We start from the raw sequence: 16,049 nt of genomic DNA on the forward strand, positions 1-16,049 counted from the left end.
GAAGCGCCCGCGTTACCGGCAAGTAACGTGCTGGACCCCTCGGGCTGATTAGTCTTCGGTCCTATAGAGGCCGACGGACCGGTCCTCCCGTGCAACGGTGCTCGGGAGGGCCCAGGGGTCCTTCCCTGCGCGGCACTGCTACGAGAACGACAGGAGCTATCAGGTGAAGAGAGCGACTCAGGTCACCGCCCTCGCGGCGGTCGCCGCGCTCGCGCTGGCCGCGTGCGGCGCCGCGCCCGAGGACGACGAGACCACCGGCGGCGGCGACAGCACCGCGGGCGGCAACTCCGACTTCTCCGCGTGCATGGTCTCCGACGCCGGCGGGTTCGACGACCAGTCCTTCAACCAGTCGGGCTACGAGGGCCTCGAGAAGGCCAAGACGGAGCTCGGCATCACGACGCACGAGGTCGAGTCCCAGGCGGACACCGACTACGGCCCGAACATCGACAGCCTCGTCCAGCAGGGCTGCAACCTCATCATCGGCGTCGGCTTCCTCCTCGAGGACCCGATCCAGTCGGCGGCCGAGGCCAACACGGACGTGCACTTCGCCCTCATCGACTCGGCGTTCAGCAACCCGGGCGCCACGGCGGACGACCCGCCGGAGCCGGTCGAGATCGACAACGCGAAGCCGATCCTCTTCAACACCGCGGAGGCGGCGTTCCTCGCCGGCTACCTCGCGGCGGGCATGACGGAGACGGGCACGGTCGCCACGTTCGGCGGCATCCAGATCCCGTCGGTCGCCATCTTCATGGACGGCTACGTCGACGGCGTGGCGAAGTACAACGAGGACAACGGCACCGACGTCAAGGTGCTCGGCTGGGACAAGGAAGCGCAGACCGGCACGTTCACCGGCGACTTCGACAACCAGGCGAACGGCCAGAACGTCACGCAGGGCTTCATCGACCAGGGCGCGGACATCATCATGCCCGTCGCCGGCCCGGTCGGCCTCGGTGCCGCCGCGGCGGCCGAGAGCGGCGGCGCGAAGATCATCTGGGTCGACTCGGACGGCTTCCTCACGACGGACTACGGGAGCATCATCCTCACGTCCGTGATGAAGCAGATCGGCCCGGCGGTCTTCGACACCGTGAGCGAGTCGGCGGACGGCAACTTCACCAGCGAGCCGTACGTCGGCACGCTCGAGAACGAGGGCGTCGGCCTGGCGCCGTTCCACGACTTCGAGGACGCGGTCCCGGCCGAGCTGCAGGACCAGCTCGCCCAGTACCAGGAGCAGATCATCGCGGGCGACCTCGTCGTCGAGTCGCCGAACGCGCCGTGACGCGACGCTGAACCCGCCGGCCGCCCACGGGCGACCGGCACCGGTGGCCCGGGCCCAGCGCCCGGGCCACCGTCATGACGACGACGGTGTCGTCGGGGCCGCGACGACGCGCCGCGCTCCCGCGGGTGCGGTTCGATGGAGTACCTCGACGGGATCGAGGTCGACACCGCGGTACGACTGCGAAGCACGAGGAGAGGCAGACCGGTGAAGCTGGAGCTGCGAGGGATCACGAAGGTCTTCGGGTCCCTGGTCGCCAACGACCACATCGACCTGGTCATCGAGCCCGGCGAGATCCATGCCCTGCTCGGGGAGAACGGGGCGGGCAAGAGCACGCTCATGAACGTGCTGTACGGGCTGTACGACCCGGACGACGGGCAGATCCTCGTCGACGACGTGCCCGTGCAGTTCGCCGGCCCGGGCGACGCGATGGCCGCGGGCATCGGCATGGTGCACCAGCACTTCATGCTGGTCCCGGTGTTCACGGTCGCCGAGAACGTCGCGCTGGGGCACGAGCCCGTGAAGGGCGCGGGTCTCATCGACGCGCGGCGCGCGCGCCGCCTCGTCCAGGAGATCTCGGACCGGTTCGGGTTCGAGGTGAACCCGGACGCGATGGTCGAGGACATCCCCGTCGGCGTGCAGCAGCGCGTCGAGATCATCAAGGCCCTGTCGCGCGACGCGCGCGTCCTCATCCTCGACGAGCCGACCGCGGTCCTCACGCCGCAGGAGACGGACGAGCTCATCGCGATCATGCGCGAGCTCAAGGCGGCGGGGACGTCGATCGTCTTCATCACGCACAAGCTGCGCGAGGTGCGCGCCGTCGCCGACCGCATCACGGTCATCCGTCGCGGCAAGGTCGTCGGCACCGCCGACCCGAGCGCGAGCGAGACCGAGCTCGCGTCCCTCATGGTCGGCCGGTCCGTCTCCCTCGGGGTCGACAAGGCGCCCGCGGAGGACGGTGACACCACGTTCCACGTCGACGAGCTCACGGTCATGGACGACGCCGGCACGGCCGTCGTCGACCGCGTGAGCCTGGAGGTCGCGCGCGGGGAGATCCTCGTCGTCGCGGGGGTCCAGGGCAACGGCCAGACCGAGCTCACGGAGACGATCGTCGGGCTGCGCAAGCCGGTCGCGGGCTCGATCCTGCTCGACGGCAAGGAGCTCGTGGGGCGCAGCGTGTCCCAGGTGCTCGAGGCGGGCGTGGGCTACGTGCCCGAGGACCGCAGCACCGACGGGATCATCGGGACGTTCTCCGTCGAGGAGAACCTCGTGCTCGACCTCGTGACGTCCGCGCCCTACTCGCGCGGCGGCGCGCTCGCGCGCGGCACGATCCGCGCGAACGCGGAGCAGCGCATCGGCGAGTTCGACGTGCGCACCCAGTCGGTCGAGACCCCGGCGGGCACGCTCTCCGGCGGCAACCAGCAGAAGGTCGTCCTCGCGCGCGAGATGTCGCGCCCGCTGCGCCTGTTCATCGCGTCGCAGCCGACGCGCGGCCTCGACGTCGGCTCGATCGAGTTCGTGCACCGGCGCATCGTGCAGGAGCGCGACAACGGCACCCCCGTGATCATCGTGTCGACGGAGCTCGACGAGGTGCTCGCCCTCGCCGACCGGATCGCCGTCATGTACCGCGGCCGCGTCGTCGGGGTCGTGCCCGGCGACACCGACCGCGACGTCCTCGGCCTCATGATGGCCGGGGTCCCGCTCGAGGAGGCCGTCGTGCAGGCCGCCGAGCACCACACGACCCTCGGCGAGGCGGACGCCGTCGCCGAGGACGCGCCGTCGGGCGCCGCACAGGACGCGGCCGCCGCCCGCGAGGAGGAGATCCAGTGACCCAGCAGGCCACGCCCGACGACGCGTCGGCGCTCCCGCCGACGGCGGCACCGCCGAGCGACCCCCAGAAGCCGGAGGCGCCGGCCGGGCAGGGCGTCCTGCGCGAGATGCTCGAGAGCAGCTGGCTCGTCTCGCTGCTCGCGATCGTCGCCGCGCTGATCCTGGGCGGCGTCCTCATCGCGGCCGCCGACCCCGCGGTCCAGGAGGCGGCGTCCTACTTCTTCGCGCGCCCCTCGGACTTCTTCCAGGCCGTCTGGGACGCGGTGTTCGGCGCGTACGCCGCGCTCTTCCAGGGCGCGGTCCTCAACGTCGACGCGCCCGACGTCTCGCGGGCGCTGCGCCCCCTCACCGAGACGATGACGGTCGCGACGCCGCTCATCCTCGCGGGCCTCGGGCTCGGCATCGGCTTCCGCGCGGGCCTGTTCAACATCGGTGCGCAGGGCCAGATCATCCTCGGCGGCATCTTCGCCGGGTTCGTCGGCTGGACGTTCGCGCTCCCGCCGGGGCTGCACCTCCTGCTCGCCGTGCTGGGCGCCGCGCTCGGCGGGGCTCTGTGGGCGAGCATCGCGGGCGTGCTCAAGGCCCGCACGGGCGCCCACGAGGTGATCGTCACGATCATGCTCAACAACATCGCGATCTACCTCGTCGCGTACCTGCTCACGACGAAGCCGTTCCAGGCGCCGGGCAGCTCCAACCCGATCAGCCCGCGCATCCCGGGGAACGCGCAGTTCCCGCTGCTGCTGGGCGAGGGCTTCCGCCTCCACGCGGGGTTCGTCCTCGCGCTGCTCGTCGCGGTCGGCGTGTGGTGGCTCATGGAGCGCTCGACGCTCGGCTTCCGCTTCCGCGCCGTCGGCGAGAACCCGCACGCGGCCCGGACGGCAGGCATGTCGGTCCCGTGGACGACGGTGTGGGTCATGGCCATCGCGGGCGCGCTCGCGGGCCTCGCGGGCAGCGCGCAGGTCCTCGGCACGGAGCACGTCCTCACGGCCGGCGTCGCGGCGAGCTTCGGGTTCGACGCGATCACGGTGGCGCTGCTCGGGCGGTCCCGTCCGCTCGGGACGGTGCTCGCCGGCCTGCTGTTCGGCGCACTGCGCGCGGGCGGGTTCGTCATGCAGGCCCGCACGGGGACGCCGATCGACATCGTCCTCGTCGTGCAGTCGCTCATCGTGCTCTTCATCGCCGCGCCGCCGCTCGTGCGGGCGATCTTCCGCCTCCCGACCCCGGGCGGCCCGACGCGCGCCGAACGGCAGGCAGCCCGCCGCCGCGCGAAGGCCGTCCCGACCACGACGACCACCCAGGAGGCCGGAGCATGAGCACCGCGACCACCACCCCGGCACCGGCCGCCGCGCCGGAGCGCGCGGCCAAGCCCCTGCCGCCCATCAGCTGGAAGGCCCCGGTGGCGTACGGGGTCATCGGGCTGCTGGCCCTCGTCGTCTTCGCGCTGCTCCCCGCGGGCGGCCAGCAGACGACGTTCCGCCTCTCGACGGCGAAGGACTTCTTCCAGATCGAGCCGATCACGGTGAGCTCCACGGGGGCGGCGCTGTTCCTGTCGATCCTCGCGCTGCTCCTCGCCGGCCTGTCGTTCTGGGCCGCGCGCGACCGGCGCAAGGTCGGCGTGTGGCTGCCGATCGTGTACGGCGTCGCGATCGTCTTCGCGTTCCTCTCCTGGGCCGGGGCCGGGAAGTCGGCGATCCCGCTGACGGGCCTGCTCCAGGGCTCGCTCTTCCTCGCGGTCCCGCTCGTGTTCGGCGCGCTGTCCGGCGTGCTGTGCGAGCGCGTCGGCATCATCAACATCGCGATCGAGGGCCAGCTCCTCGCGGGGGCCTTCCTCGCCGCGGTCGTCGCCTCGCTCACGTCGTCGGCGTACGCCGGCCTCATCGCCGCGCCGATCGCGGGCGCGCTCGTGGGCGTGCTGCTCGTGATCTTCTCGGTGAAGTACTGGGTGAACCAGATCATCGTCGGCGTCGTGCTCAACGTGCTGGTCGTCGGCGTGACGAGCTACCTCTACTCGACGGTCCTCAGCGCGGACCCGGCGACGTGGAACTCGCGCAACCCGCTGCCCGTCATCGAGATCCCGGTGCTGTCGCAGATCCCGGTCGTCGGGCCGGTGCTGTTCCGCCAGACCCTCCTCGTGTACCTCATGTACGTGGTCGTGATCCTGCTGCAGGTCTTCCTGTTCCGCAGCCGCTGGGGCCTGCGCCTGCGCGCGGTCGGCGAGCACCCGAAGGCGGCCGACACCGTCGGCATCAAGGTCAACGCGACGCGCGTGCGCAACACGATCCTCGGCGGCGCGGTCGCCGGCCTCGGCGGCGCGTTCTTCACCGTCGCCGCGGGGCTCGCCTTCGGCAAGGAGATGACGGGCGGCAAGGGCTTCATCGCGCTCGCCGCGATGATCCTCGGGCGCTGGAACCCCGTCGGCGCGCTCGTCGCGGCGCTCCTGTTCGGGTTCTCGGACAACCTCCAGACGGTGCTCGGCATCGTCGGGACGCCGATCCCGAGCCAGATCATGCTCATGACGCCGTACGTCGTGACGATCTTCGCCGTCGCCGGCCTCGTCGGGCGCGTGCGCCCGCCGGCCGCCGAGGGCATCCCCTACGTCAAGTGAGGACGGCATGACGGACGTGCACGACGGCGGCACCCGGCCGGGCGGGGGGACGGACCCGGACGGGTCCGCCGCCGGGCCGGCCGTCGACTGGGACGCGCTGCGCACCGCGGCGCGCGACATCATGACCCGCGCCTACGCGCCGTACTCGGGCTTCCCCGTGGGCGCGGCCGCGCTCGTGGACGACGGCCGCGTCGTCGTCGGCTGCAACGTGGAGAACGCCGCGTACGGCGTGACGCTGTGCGCGGAGTGCTCGCTCGTGAGCTCGCTCGTCGGCTCGGGCGGCGGCCGCCTCGTCGCGTTCGCGTGCGTCGACAAGCACGGCGCGCCGCTCATGCCGTGCGGCCGGTGCCGCCAGCTCCTGTGGGAGCACGGGGGGCCCGACCTGCTGGTCGAGACGGTGCGTGGTATCAAGACGATGAGGGACGTGCTGCCCGACGCCTTCGGGCCCGAGGATCTGGAGGAGCGCTCGTGACCAGCGACGACGTGGCCACGCAGGACGGCATCGAGGACGACGGCGAGGACCGCGGCACCGAGGGGCCGGCGCCGGAGGCGTTCGACGCGGTCGACGTCATCCGGACCAAGCGCGACGGGGCGCGGCTCGCGCCCGAGCAGATCGACTGGGTGATCGACGCCTACACGCGCGGCGTGGTGGCCGAGGAGCAGATGGCCGCCCTCGCGATGGCGATCTACCTCAACGGCATGGACCGCGCCGAGATCGACCGCTGGACGCAGGCGATGATCGCGTCGGGCGAGCGCATGGACTTCTCGGGGCTCTCGCGCCCGACGGCGGACAAGCACTCGACCGGGGGAGTCGGCGACAAGATCACGCTGCCCCTCGCGCCGCTCGTCGCGGTGTACGGCGTCGCGGTGCCGCAGCTCTCCGGCCGCGGCCTGGGCCACACGGGCGGCACGCTCGACAAGCTCGAGGCGATCCCCGGCTGGCGCGCGGCGCTGACCAACGCACAGATGATGAACGCGCTCGAGCACGTCGGCGCCGTGATCTGCCAGGCGGGCTCGGGCCTGGCGCCCGCGGACCGCCTCCTCTACGCGTTGCGCGACGTCACGGGCACGGTCGAGTCGATCCCGCTCATCGCGAGCTCGATCATGAGCAAGAAGATCGCGGAGGGCACGGGCGCTCTCGTGCTCGACGTCAAGGTCGGCTCGGGCGCCTTCATGAAGGAGCTCGGCTCGGCGCGCGAGCTCGCGCGCACGATGGTCGACCTCGGGACCGACGCCGGCGTGCGCACGGTCGCGCTGCTCACCGACATGTCGACCCCGCTCGGCCTCACCGCGGGCAACGCGCTCGAGGTGCGCGAGTCCGTCGAGGTGATGAAGGGCGAGGGGCCGCAGGACGTCGTCGACCTCACGGTCGCGCTCGCGCTCGAGATGCTCGCCGGGGCGGGCCGCCCGCAGGACGAGGACGACGTGCGCCACGCCCTCCTGGGCGGGCGCGCGCTCGACAAGTGGCGCGAGATGATCGCGGAGCAGGGCGGCGACTCGCGCGCCCCGCTGCCCGTCGCGCGCGAGCGCGAGCACGTCGTGGCCGACCGCGACGGGGTGCTCGAACGGCTCGACGCGTACGCCGTCGGGGTCGCCGCGTGGCGCCTCGGGGCAGGCCGGGCCCGCAAGGAGGACCCGGTGCAGGCGGGCGCGGGCGTCGAGCTGTTCGCCAAGCCCGGGGACACCGTCCGCAAGGGCCAGCACCTCATGACCCTGCACACCGACACCCCGGAGCGCTTCGAGCGCGCGGTGCAGGCCCTCGACGGCGCATGGTCCGTCGCGGAGCCCGGCACCGTGGTCGAGCGCGGCTCGGTCGTCCTGGACCGCGTCGACTGAGCGTGTCGGCCGACGAGCAGGGCCCGCCCGAGCCGGCCGACACGCGCCGGCCGCGGTCGGTCTACGGCGTGGGGACCGAGCCCGACGCGCGGTTCAGCCTCGCCAACGAGCGCACCGCCCTCGCGTGGGTGCGCACCGGGCTGGGCCTGGTCGCGGGCGGCGTCGCGCTGACGTCGTTCGCGACGTTCGCGGGCATGGCGGGCCTGCTCGACGTCGTCGCGGGCGTCGCGTGCCTCGCCGGCGCCGGGTTCGCGGGCTACGCGCTCGTGTCGTGGCGCCGTAACGAGCGGGCCCTGCGGCTGCGGTGGCGCCTCCCGGCGCCGAGCGGCCTGCCGGTGCTCGTCGTCGGCGTCGTCGTGCTGGCCCTGCTGCTCGCGGGCTACGCCGTCGGGGCGGCGACCGGAGGGTGAGCGTGCCGTCGGGGGAGCCCGGCGCCGTGCCGCCGCGGGACGAGGGGCTGCAGCCCGAGCGCACGGCGCTCGCGTGGCAGCGCACGGTGCTCGGGGTCGTGGTCGGTGCGCTCGTGCTCGCCGCCGCCGGGCTGCGCTCCGGCTCCGTGGTCACGGTGTGCGCGGCGGTCGCGGTGGCCGTGCTCGCGCTCGTCCCCGCGGTGCTGCGCCCGCCGACCGGCGGGCTCCCGCGCGACGGGCGGCTCCACTCGTGGTCGTTCCTCGTGCGCGTCGGCGGCCTCGTCGTCGTGCTCGCCCTCGTGGGCGCGGCCTGGGCGTTCGGCCGGGTCCTCGGCGGTGCCGCGTGAGGCGCGGGCCGGGGGCGCTGCGGGCGACCGACGTCGCGCGCCTCCTCCCGGCACGCACCCTGCCGCCGTCCCCGCCGCCTGGCGCCTACGCGCCCGACGCCGCGACCCCCCACGTGCTCGACCTCGCGCGCCGCGCAGGGCACCCCGAGCACCGCGTGCGCGCGCTCGCGACGACCCTCGACGGGCTGCGGCCCGCGGACCGGCGTGCCGTCGTCGACCCCCTGCGCCGGCTCGACCGGCCCGACGAGGGGCTCACGGTCCGGACGCTGGAGATCGCGGGCGCGCCCGCGCGCCAGACCGACGGCACGACATGCGGCTCGGCCGTGCTGGGCCTCCTCGCCGCGGCGGGCGACCCGGTGCTCGCCCTGTGGCTCGCCACCGGGCTGCGCCCGGGGGACGCCGCGCGGCACGACCCGGCGGACGCTCGCGCCCGGGGCGGCGTCGAGCGTTTCAGGACGCTCCAGCAGGCGCTCAAGCGCCGCACGAACCGGCGCGCGCTCGGGCCGCTGCCGTGGCCCGCGGCGCTCGGGACGCCGCCCTGGGGCGCCGCCCGGACCGCACGCCACGCGGACGTGCGGTTCGTGGACCGGGTCGTCGCGGGGCCGGGCGCGGAGCGTGTCGTGGGCGCCGCGCTCGCGGCGGCGGCGCGCGGCGTGCCCGTGCCGCTCTTCACCGGGGGAGACCTCGCGCTCGGGCTCGCGACCGCCGTCCCGCGCCACGTCGTGCTCCTCACCGACGCCGACGCCGGGGCGGGATGGTGCCGGGTCTACGAGCCGTCGTCGGGCACGCTCCGCACCGTCGCGGCGGGCGCGCTCCTCGACGGTGCCCGGGTGCCCGCCGTGCGCCGCGCGCTCGGGGGCTGGCCGCACGTGTGCTGGGCGCTCCTGCCCGACGGCCGCGCTGGCGAGGGGGCGCGCCCGGCGGCAGGATGGGCGCAGCCGCCACGACCGTGGTGAGCACGCCGATCGTCGAGGAGGAGTCGCGATGAGCACCGTGCCCGGGAACGACGCATGGCGGGACGCCGGACTGGACGAGCAGGGCGAGGACGCCGTCAGCCTGGTGGAAGAGGTCGAGGACGACGACCCCGGGGTCGAGGACCCCGTGCACGAGGTCGACGAGTACCAGCCGCGGACCCCACGCCCCGACCTGGAGGGCGAGGCCGCCGAGGCCGACGTCGTCGAGCAGGCGTCCGCCGTGCCGGGCAGCGACGACGACTACGCCTGACCGTCCGCACCCGGCCGGTGCGCTCGGCGCGAGGCGGGGCGTACCGGCCGGTACCGTGAGCGCATGACCACCGAGAACGCCCCGCTGACGGTCGACGTCATCCGCGCGCTGCCCAAGGTCGTGCTGCACGACCATCTTGACGGCGGGCTCCGCCCCGCCACGATCCTCGAGCTCGCCGCCGACGTGGGGCACCAGCTCCCCGCGGACGACGCCGAGGCGCTCGGCGCCTGGTTCGCGGAGTCCGCGGACTCCGGGTCGCTCGTGCGCTACCTCGAGACGTTCGACCACACGATCGCCGTCATGCAGACGCGCGACGCCCTCGCCCGCGTGGCGCGCGAGGCGGTGCTCGACCTCGCGCGCGACGGCGTCGTGTACGCCGAGCAGCGCTGGGCGCCCGAGCAGCACCTCCAGCGCGGCCTCACCCTCCAGGAGACGGTCGACGCCGTGCAGTCCGGCATCGAGCAGGGCGTCGCCGAGGCGGCCGCCGAGGGGCGGACCATCCGCGTCGGGCAGCTCGTCACCGCGATGCGGCACGCCGACCGCTGGTCGGAGATCGCGGAGCTCGCCGTCGCGAACCGCGGGAACGGCGTCGTCGGGTTCGACATCGCGGGCGCGGAGGACGGCTTCCCGCCCTCGCGCCACGTCGAGATCTGGCGCTACCTGGCCGAGCAGGACTTCCCCGTGACGATCCACGCGGGCGAGGCGGCGGGACCGCAGTCGATCGCCGAGGCCGTGCACCTCGGCCAGGCGAGCCGCATCGGCCACGGCGTGCGCATCGTCGAGGACATCGCGTTCGACCCGGAGTTCCCGCACAGCGCCGAGGGCGAGCCCGGGACGGCCGCGCTCGGCCTCCTCGCGCACTGGGTGCGCGACCACCAGATCCCGCTCGAGCTGTGCCCGTCGTCGAACGTGCAGACCGGGGCGGCGACGTCGATCGCCGACCACCCGATCACCCGCCTCAAGGAGCTCGACTTCGCGGTCACGCTCAACACCGACAACCGGCTCATGTCGCGCACGACGATGACCCAGGAGATGGCGCTCCTCGTCGAGCACGCCGGCTGGACCATCGACGACCTCGCGGACGTCACGATGACCGCCGCGTGGAGCGCGTTCGTGCACCACGACGAGCGTCGTGCGCTCGTCGACGACGTGATCCTCCCCGGCTACCAGCAGATCGAAGGAGCGCAGCTGTGAGCGACGCGACCGGCACGCAGCCCCTGGACGCGGCGGGCCTGGCCCGCTTCGTCGACCACACGCTGCTCAAGCCCGAGGCCACCCCCGCGGACGTCGCGGCGCTCGTCGAGGAGGGCGTCCGCCTGGGCGTCTACTCCGTGTGCGTCTCCCCGTCGATGCTGCCCCTGGACCCGGCGACCACGCGCGAGCGCGGGCTGCTCGTCGCGACGGTGTGCGGCTTCCCGTCGGGCAAGCACCACAGCGACGTCAAGGCGTTCGAGGCCGCCCGGTCCGTCCGCGACGGCGCCGACGAGGTCGACATGGTCATCGACGTCGGCGCGGCCAAGGCCGGCGCCTGGGACGCGGTGCGCGACGACGTCGCGGCCGTCCGCGCCGCCGTCCCTGCGGACAGGGTCCTCAAGGTCATCATCGAGTCCGCCGCGCTCACGGACCACGAGATCGTCGAGGCGTGCCGCGCGTCCGAGGCGGCTGGCGCGGACTTCGTCAAGACCTCGACCGGGTTCCACCCCGCGGGCGGTGCCTCCACGCACGCCGTCTCGATCATGGCCGAGACCGTCGGCGGTCGCCTGGGCGTCAAGGCGTCCGGCGGCGTCCGCACGCTCGCCGACGCCCTCGCGATGATCGAGCACGGCGCCACGCGCCTCGGGCTGTCCGGCACCGCCGCCGTCCTCGCGGGGTTCGACGGCGCGGACGCCCCCGCCGGCGGGGACGCGGGCTACTGACGCCGTGGCACGTCTCCTCGACCTGTTCCTGGCGGAGGCGGGACCGGCCACCCGCGCGCGGGTGGCCGCATGGTCGGCCTCGGGCGACGGCTGGACCGAGATCCCCGGAGACGTCGTGGACGTCGAGCTCTTCCGGGCGGAGCGCGTCGCCGTGATCGCCGGGGTCCTCCCGCCCGACGGCGAGGAGCGGGTACCGCTGGACGCGTTCCTCGCCGCCGTCGCGCAGGCCTGACGAGCCGGGGTCCCCGGTCACCGGAACGTTCCGGCGACCGGGGACCCCGGCTCGTGGTGGCTCAGAGGCCGAGCGCGCGCGTCATGTCGGCCTTGACGCGGTCGAGGCGGTCACGGGCGAAGGCCCGGGCCGCGGTGAGGTCGTCGTGCGAGGCGTCCGGGGCGACCGGGACCACGACCTCGAGGTAGCACTTGACCTTCGGCTCCGTGCCGCTCGGGCGCACGATGACGCGCGTGCCGTCCGCGGTGAGGATCCGCACGCCGTCCGTCGGCGGGAGCCCGTCCAGGCCCGCGGAGAGGTCGGTGACGTCGGAGACGCCGGCCCCCGCGAGGGTGCGCGGGGGAGCGGCCCGCAGGTGGGCCATCGTCTCGCCGATGCGGTCGAGGTCCTCGAACCGGGCGGAGAGCTGGTCGCTCACGTGCAGGCCGTGGGCGCGCGCCAGGTCGTCGAGCGCGTCGACGATCGAGCGCCCCTCGGCCTTGAGGCGGTTCGCGAGCTGCGCGACGAGCAGCGCCGCGCTGATGCCGTCCTTGTCCCGGACGTGGGCCGGGTCGACGCAGTAGCCGAGCGCCTCCTCGTAGCCGAACACGAGGCCGTCGACGCGCGAGATCCACTTGAACCCGGTGAGCGTCGTCGCGAAGCCGAGCCCGTGCGCGGCCGCGATCTTGCCCAGCAGCCGCGACGACACGATCGAGCAGGCGAGCACGCCTCCCGGGGCGCCCGACGCGGCGACGCGGCGCGCGACGTCGTCGCCCAGGAGCGCGCCGACCTCGTCGCCGTGCAGCATGCGCCAGCCGTTCGACCGGGCCGTCTCCGCGCCCTGGTAGGTCCCGACGCGCGGGTCGAGCACCGCGACGGCGCACCGGTCGGCGTCGGGGTCGTTGGCGAGCACGACGTCGGCCGCCGCGTCCTGCGCGACGGCGAGCGCGAGGTCCATCGCGCCCGGCTCCTCCGGGTTGGGGAACGCGACGGACGGGAAGTCGGGGTTCGGGTCGAGCTGCTCCTCGACCGGCACGACCGTCGTGAAGCCCGCGTCGCGCAGGACGTGCGCGACCGTCTCGCCGCCCACGCCGTGCAGCGCCGTGGTGACGACCTTGAGGTCGCGCCGTGCGCCGTCGGACAGCGCGAGGACCGACCGCTCGTAGGCGACGACGACCTCGCGGTCCAGCACGGTCCACCCGGACGACGCGCGCGGGACGGACCGCGCCGGCCCGACGGCCGCTATCGCGGCGGCGATGCGCGCGTCGTAGGGCGGGACGATCTGGGCGCCCTGGCCCGAGTCGGTGACGACGCGGCCGCCGAGGTAGACCTTGTACCCGTTGTCGGCAGGCGGGTTGTGGCTCGCGGTCACCATGACACCCGCGTCGGCGCCGAGGTGGCGCACCGCGAAGGCGAGGACGGGCGTCGGCAGGGCCGACGGCAGGACGAGCACGTCGAGGCCCGCCGCGGTGAGCACGGCCGCGTTGTCCACCGCGAACGTGCGGGAGCGGTGCCGCGCGTCGAACCCGACGACGACGCGCGGTCGCGCCGCGCCGCCCGCGCCCGCCGGGCCCAGGGTGTCGAGCAGGTAGGCGCCCAGGCCCGCGGCCGCCCGGATCACGACCGCGCGGTTCATGCGGTGCGGCCCCGCCTCCATGCGCCCGCGCAGGCCCGCCGTGCCGAACTCGAGCGGGCCGGAGAACCGGTCCTGCAGGTCGGCGAGCGCCCGCACGCGCACGTCGTGCTTGCGCGGGTCGGGGGAGTCGACGAGCTCGAGCAGACGGCGCAGCTCGTCCTGGTCGCTCGCGTCGACGTCGTCGTCGATCCACGCCGTGACGCGCGCGAGGAACGCCGCGTGGTCGGTCCCCGGGTCGAAGGTCGGGTCGTCGGCCGGGTCGGCCCGGTGCCCCGCAGTGCGGTCCGTCATGTCACACCAGCTTCGCGATGTCGGCCAGGAGGGCGCTGATCCGGGGTCCCGCGGCCTGGCCGGCCTCGATCACCTCGGCGTGGGAGAGCGGCGTCGGGCTGATCCCGGCGGCGAGGTTCGTCACGAGCGAGACGCCGAGCACCTCCAGGCCGCAGTGCCGGGCCGCGATGGCCTCGAGCGTCGTGGACATGCCGACGAGGTCGGCGCCGAGGATCCCGGCCATCCGGACCTCGGCGGGCGTCTCGTAGTGCGGCCCGGGGAACTGGGCGTACACGCCCTCGGGCAGCGTCGGGTCGACACGGTGCGCGAGCTCGCGCAGGCGCGGGGAGTACACGTCGGTGAGGTCGACGAACGTCGGCCCCTCCAGCGGGCTGCGGGCCGTGAGGTTGATGTGGTCGGAGAGGAGGACGGGCGTGCCCGCGCCCCACTCCTGGTTGAGCCCGCCGCAGCCGTTCGTGAGGATGAGCGTCTCCGCGCCGGTCGCGGCGGCCGTGCGCACGCCGTGCACGACGGCGCGCACTCCCTTGCCCTCGTACAGGTGCGTGCGCGAGCCGAGCACGAGGGCGTGCCGCACGGAGCCGTCGGCGCGCTCGACCCGGATGGACCGTGTCACCGAGAGGTGCCCCGCGACCGCGGGTGCGGAGAAGCCGGGGATCTCGTGCGTCGGGACCTCGGCGACGACCTCGCCGAGCAGCTCCGCGGCGCCGCCCCAGCCCGACCCGAGCACGAGGGCCATGTCGTGGCCGTCGACCCCGGTGGCCTGCGCGATGTGGTCGGCCGCGGCCCGGGCCACGAGGAAGGGGTCGGTCGCGGGATCGTCGAGCGGGGGTGTGCTCGGAGGCGTCGTCGTCATGGTCGCAAGGCTAGTCCGTCCCCGGGCCCGCGACCTGACGAGCACCGCCGCCCCGCGCGGCACGCCGGACCTGCCGGGACGTCTCGCATGCTGACACCGAGGGACGCGACGGCCTGACAGAATGTCCGGCGTGACGCACGTGAGCATGGACTCCTCGACCGCCCCGGACAGCACCCGCATCGTCGTCGTGGGGGGTGGGCCCGGCGGCTACGAGGCCGCCCTCGTCGCCCGTCGTCTCGGCGCCGACGTCACCGTCGTCGAGCGCCACGGGCTCGGCGGCGCGGCCGTCCTGACGGACGTCGTCCCCTCGAAGACGCTCATCGCCACCGCCGACTGGATGACGATCGCCGAGCGCGCCGCCGAGCTCGGCATCCGCCTCCCCGTCGACACGGCCAAGGCGCAGCACCCCGCGATGCGGCGGCACATCGTCGACCTCGAGGCCGTGAACACGCGCGTCATGGCGCTCGCGGCGGCGCAGTCCGCCGACATCCACGCGCGGCTCGAGCGCGAGGGCGTGCGCGTCGTCATCGGCGAGGGCCGGCTCGACGGCCCCGAGCGCGTCGTGGTCGACGCGCCCGACGGCACCGACGGCCCGCTCGCGCTCGACGCGGACGTCATCCTGCTCGCGCTCGGCGCGACGCCACGCGTGCTCCCGACCGCGCAGCCCGACGGCGAGCGCATCCTCACGTGGACGCAGCTCTACAACCTCTCCGAGCTCCCGGAGCGGCTCGTCGTCGTGGGGTCGGGCGTCACCGGCGCCGAGTTCGCGGGCGCGTACAACGCGCTGGGCTCGGACGTCGTGCTCGTGTCGAGCCGTGACCGCGTGCTCCCCGGCGAGGACGCCGACGCCGCCGAGCTGCTCGAGGGCGTGTTCCGCTCGCGCGGCATGACGGTCATGTCCCGCTCGCGCGCCGAGTCCGCCGAGCGCACCGAGGACGGCGTGCGCGTCACGCTCTCCGACGGCCGCGTCGTCGAGGGCTCGCACGTGCTCATCGCCGTCGGCGCGATCCCCTCGACGAGCGGCATCGGCCTCGAGGAGGCCGGGGTCCGGCTCACGCCCAGCGGGCACGTCGAGGTCGACAAGGTGTCGCGCACGTCGGTGCGCGGGATCTACGCCGCGGGCGACTGCACCGGCGTGCTGCCCCTCGCGTCCGTCGCGGCGATGCAGGGCCGCGTCGCCATGTCGCACGCGCTCGGCGACGCCGTCGTGCCGATCAAGCTGCGCACCGTCGCGGCGAACATCTTCACGGCGCCCGAGATCGCGACCGTCGGGTACAGCGAGGAGCAGCTCAAGGCGCAGAGCAGCAAGTACGTCACGACGGTCCTGCCGCTCGCGCGCAACCCGCGCGCCAAGATGCTCGGGATGCGCGACGGCTTCGTCAAGCTGTTCGCCCACCCGGAGGCGGGGGTCGTGCTGGGCGGCGTGGTCGTCGCGCCGCGCGCGAGCGAGCTCGTGTTCCCCATCACGCTCGCGGTCTCGCACCGCCTCACGGTCGACGACGTCGCGTCGGCCTTCACCGTCTACCCGTCGCTCAGCGGCTCGATCGCCGAGGTGGCGCGCATGCTGCACCACCGGGAGGACTGAGCACCCGCAGGCGGTCCCGGCGGGCGGAGCGC

General features: G+C 74.3%; 16 protein-coding genes. 14 read left to right on the forward strand and 2 right to left on the reverse strand.

Translation table 11 applies throughout. The features are described 5' to 3' along the window. Positions 1–163 precede the first annotated feature (163 nt). The 13 genes from GWJ10_RS01835 (at position 164) to GWJ10_RS01895 (ending at position 11,673) form a co-directional block, all read left to right on the forward strand. Entirely contained in the window at positions 164–1,276 is a 1,113-nt protein-coding gene (locus GWJ10_RS01835) for a BMP family ABC transporter substrate-binding protein (protein WP_061267648.1), read from the forward strand. A 204-nt stretch (positions 1,277–1,480) separates the two neighbouring features. Beyond that, on the forward strand, positions 1,481–3,103 hold the full coding sequence (locus GWJ10_RS01840; RefSeq protein WP_061267649.1) for an ABC transporter ATP-binding protein: 1,623 nt from the start codon (positions 1,481–1,483) through the stop codon (positions 3,101–3,103). Between the two features lie 107 nt (positions 3,104–3,210). Beyond that, positions 3,211–4,416: an ABC transporter permease gene (locus GWJ10_RS01845; protein WP_082774437.1), complete on the forward strand. Its 1,206-nt coding sequence runs from the start codon at positions 3,211–3,213 to the stop codon at positions 4,414–4,416. Beyond that, complete coding sequence (locus GWJ10_RS01850) at positions 4,413–5,708, forward strand: ABC transporter permease (protein WP_061267651.1); 1,296 nt, start codon at positions 4,413–4,415, stop codon at positions 5,706–5,708. The genes GWJ10_RS01845 and GWJ10_RS01850 overlap by 4 nt, the downstream gene beginning before the upstream one ends. A gap of 7 nt (positions 5,709–5,715) precedes the next feature. Further along, positions 5,716–6,180 (forward strand): cytidine deaminase, encoded by a 465-nt coding sequence (locus GWJ10_RS01855; protein WP_076405248.1) that lies wholly within the window; start codon positions 5,716–5,718, stop codon positions 6,178–6,180. 29 nt (positions 6,181–6,209) lie between these two features. Then, positions 6,210–7,544 (forward strand): thymidine phosphorylase, encoded by a 1,335-nt coding sequence (locus tag GWJ10_RS01860; RefSeq protein ID WP_163184856.1) that lies wholly within the window; start codon positions 6,210–6,212, stop codon positions 7,542–7,544. A gap of 2 nt (positions 7,545–7,546) precedes the next feature. Then, the gene (locus GWJ10_RS01865; RefSeq protein WP_061267652.1) at positions 7,547–7,954 is read left to right on the forward strand and encodes a DUF202 domain-containing protein; all 408 of its coding nucleotides are present in this window, start codon (positions 7,547–7,549) and stop codon (positions 7,952–7,954) included. Between the two features lie 2 nt (positions 7,955–7,956). Next, on the forward strand, positions 7,957–8,301 hold the full coding sequence (locus GWJ10_RS01870) for a DUF202 domain-containing protein (protein WP_137280227.1): 345 nt from the start codon (positions 7,957–7,959) through the stop codon (positions 8,299–8,301). Next, positions 8,298–9,257 (forward strand): hypothetical protein, encoded by a 960-nt coding sequence (locus GWJ10_RS01875; protein ID WP_163184659.1) that lies wholly within the window; start codon positions 8,298–8,300, stop codon positions 9,255–9,257. The genes GWJ10_RS01870 and GWJ10_RS01875 overlap by 4 nt, the downstream gene beginning before the upstream one ends. A gap of 28 nt (positions 9,258–9,285) precedes the next feature. Next, entirely contained in the window at positions 9,286–9,525 is a 240-nt protein-coding gene (locus tag GWJ10_RS01880; protein WP_009863298.1) for a hypothetical protein, read from the forward strand. 63 nt (positions 9,526–9,588) lie between these two features. After that, complete coding sequence (locus tag GWJ10_RS01885) at positions 9,589–10,719, forward strand: adenosine deaminase (protein ID WP_163184661.1); 1,131 nt, start codon at positions 9,589–9,591, stop codon at positions 10,717–10,719. Then, positions 10,716–11,441, forward strand: coding sequence for a deoxyribose-phosphate aldolase (gene deoC / locus GWJ10_RS01890; protein WP_163184663.1), 726 nt, complete (start codon positions 10,716–10,718; stop codon positions 11,439–11,441). Before GWJ10_RS01885 ends, deoC begins: the two co-directional genes overlap by 4 nt. A 4-nt stretch (positions 11,442–11,445) precedes the next feature. Beyond that, positions 11,446–11,673, forward strand: coding sequence for a hypothetical protein (locus GWJ10_RS01895; protein ID WP_061267657.1), 228 nt, complete (start codon positions 11,446–11,448; stop codon positions 11,671–11,673). A 61-nt stretch (positions 11,674–11,734) separates the two neighbouring features. On the opposite strand, the gene GWJ10_RS01900 is transcribed toward GWJ10_RS01895, so the two are convergent. Both GWJ10_RS01900 and GWJ10_RS01905 read right to left on the reverse strand, forming a co-directional pair. Continuing rightward, positions 11,735–13,579, reverse strand: coding sequence for a phospho-sugar mutase (locus tag GWJ10_RS01900; protein WP_163184665.1), 1,845 nt, complete (start codon positions 13,577–13,579; stop codon positions 11,735–11,737). Between the two features lies 1 nt (position 13,580). Next, positions 13,581–14,432 (reverse strand): purine-nucleoside phosphorylase, encoded by an 852-nt coding sequence (locus GWJ10_RS01905; protein WP_163184667.1) that lies wholly within the window; start codon positions 14,430–14,432, stop codon positions 13,581–13,583. A gap of 145 nt (positions 14,433–14,577) precedes the next feature. On the opposite strand from GWJ10_RS01905, the gene GWJ10_RS01910 reads away from it, so the two are divergent. Continuing rightward, on the forward strand, positions 14,578–16,017 hold the full coding sequence (locus tag GWJ10_RS01910; RefSeq protein WP_163184858.1) for an NAD(P)H-quinone dehydrogenase: 1,440 nt from the start codon (positions 14,578–14,580) through the stop codon (positions 16,015–16,017). Positions 16,018–16,049: the final 32 nt, after the last annotated feature.

This window comes from Cellulosimicrobium sp. SL-1, from assembly GCF_011033075.1.
GTDB classification, from domain to species: domain Bacteria; phylum Actinomycetota; class Actinomycetes; order Actinomycetales; family Cellulomonadaceae; genus Cellulosimicrobium; species Cellulosimicrobium funkei.

Excerpts from the sequence above, each read along its gene's own strand:
- GWJ10_RS01885 (WP_163184661.1), top strand. The coding sequence starts at position 9,589 with ATGACCACCGAGAACGCCCCGCTGACGGTCGACGTCATCCGCGCGCTG.
- GWJ10_RS01880 (WP_009863298.1), top strand. The coding sequence starts at position 9,286 with ATGAGCACCGTGCCCGGGAACGACGCATGGCGGGACGCCGGACTGGAC.
- GWJ10_RS01910 (WP_163184858.1), top strand. The coding sequence starts at position 14,578 with ATGGACTCCTCGACCGCCCCGGACAGCACCCGCATCGTCGTCGTGGGG.
- GWJ10_RS01850 (WP_061267651.1), top strand. The coding sequence starts at position 4,413 with ATGAGCACCGCGACCACCACCCCGGCACCGGCCGCCGCGCCGGAGCGC.
- GWJ10_RS01855 (WP_076405248.1), top strand. The coding sequence starts at position 5,716 with ATGACGGACGTGCACGACGGCGGCACCCGGCCGGGCGGGGGGACGGAC.
- GWJ10_RS01905 (WP_163184667.1), bottom strand. The coding sequence starts at position 14,432 with ATGACGACGACGCCTCCGAGCACACCCCCGCTCGACGATCCCGCGACC.
- GWJ10_RS01900 (WP_163184665.1), bottom strand. The coding sequence starts at position 13,579 with ATGACGGACCGCACTGCGGGGCACCGGGCCGACCCGGCCGACGACCCG.
- GWJ10_RS01845 (WP_082774437.1), top strand. The coding sequence starts at position 3,211 with ATGCTCGAGAGCAGCTGGCTCGTCTCGCTGCTCGCGATCGTCGCCGCG.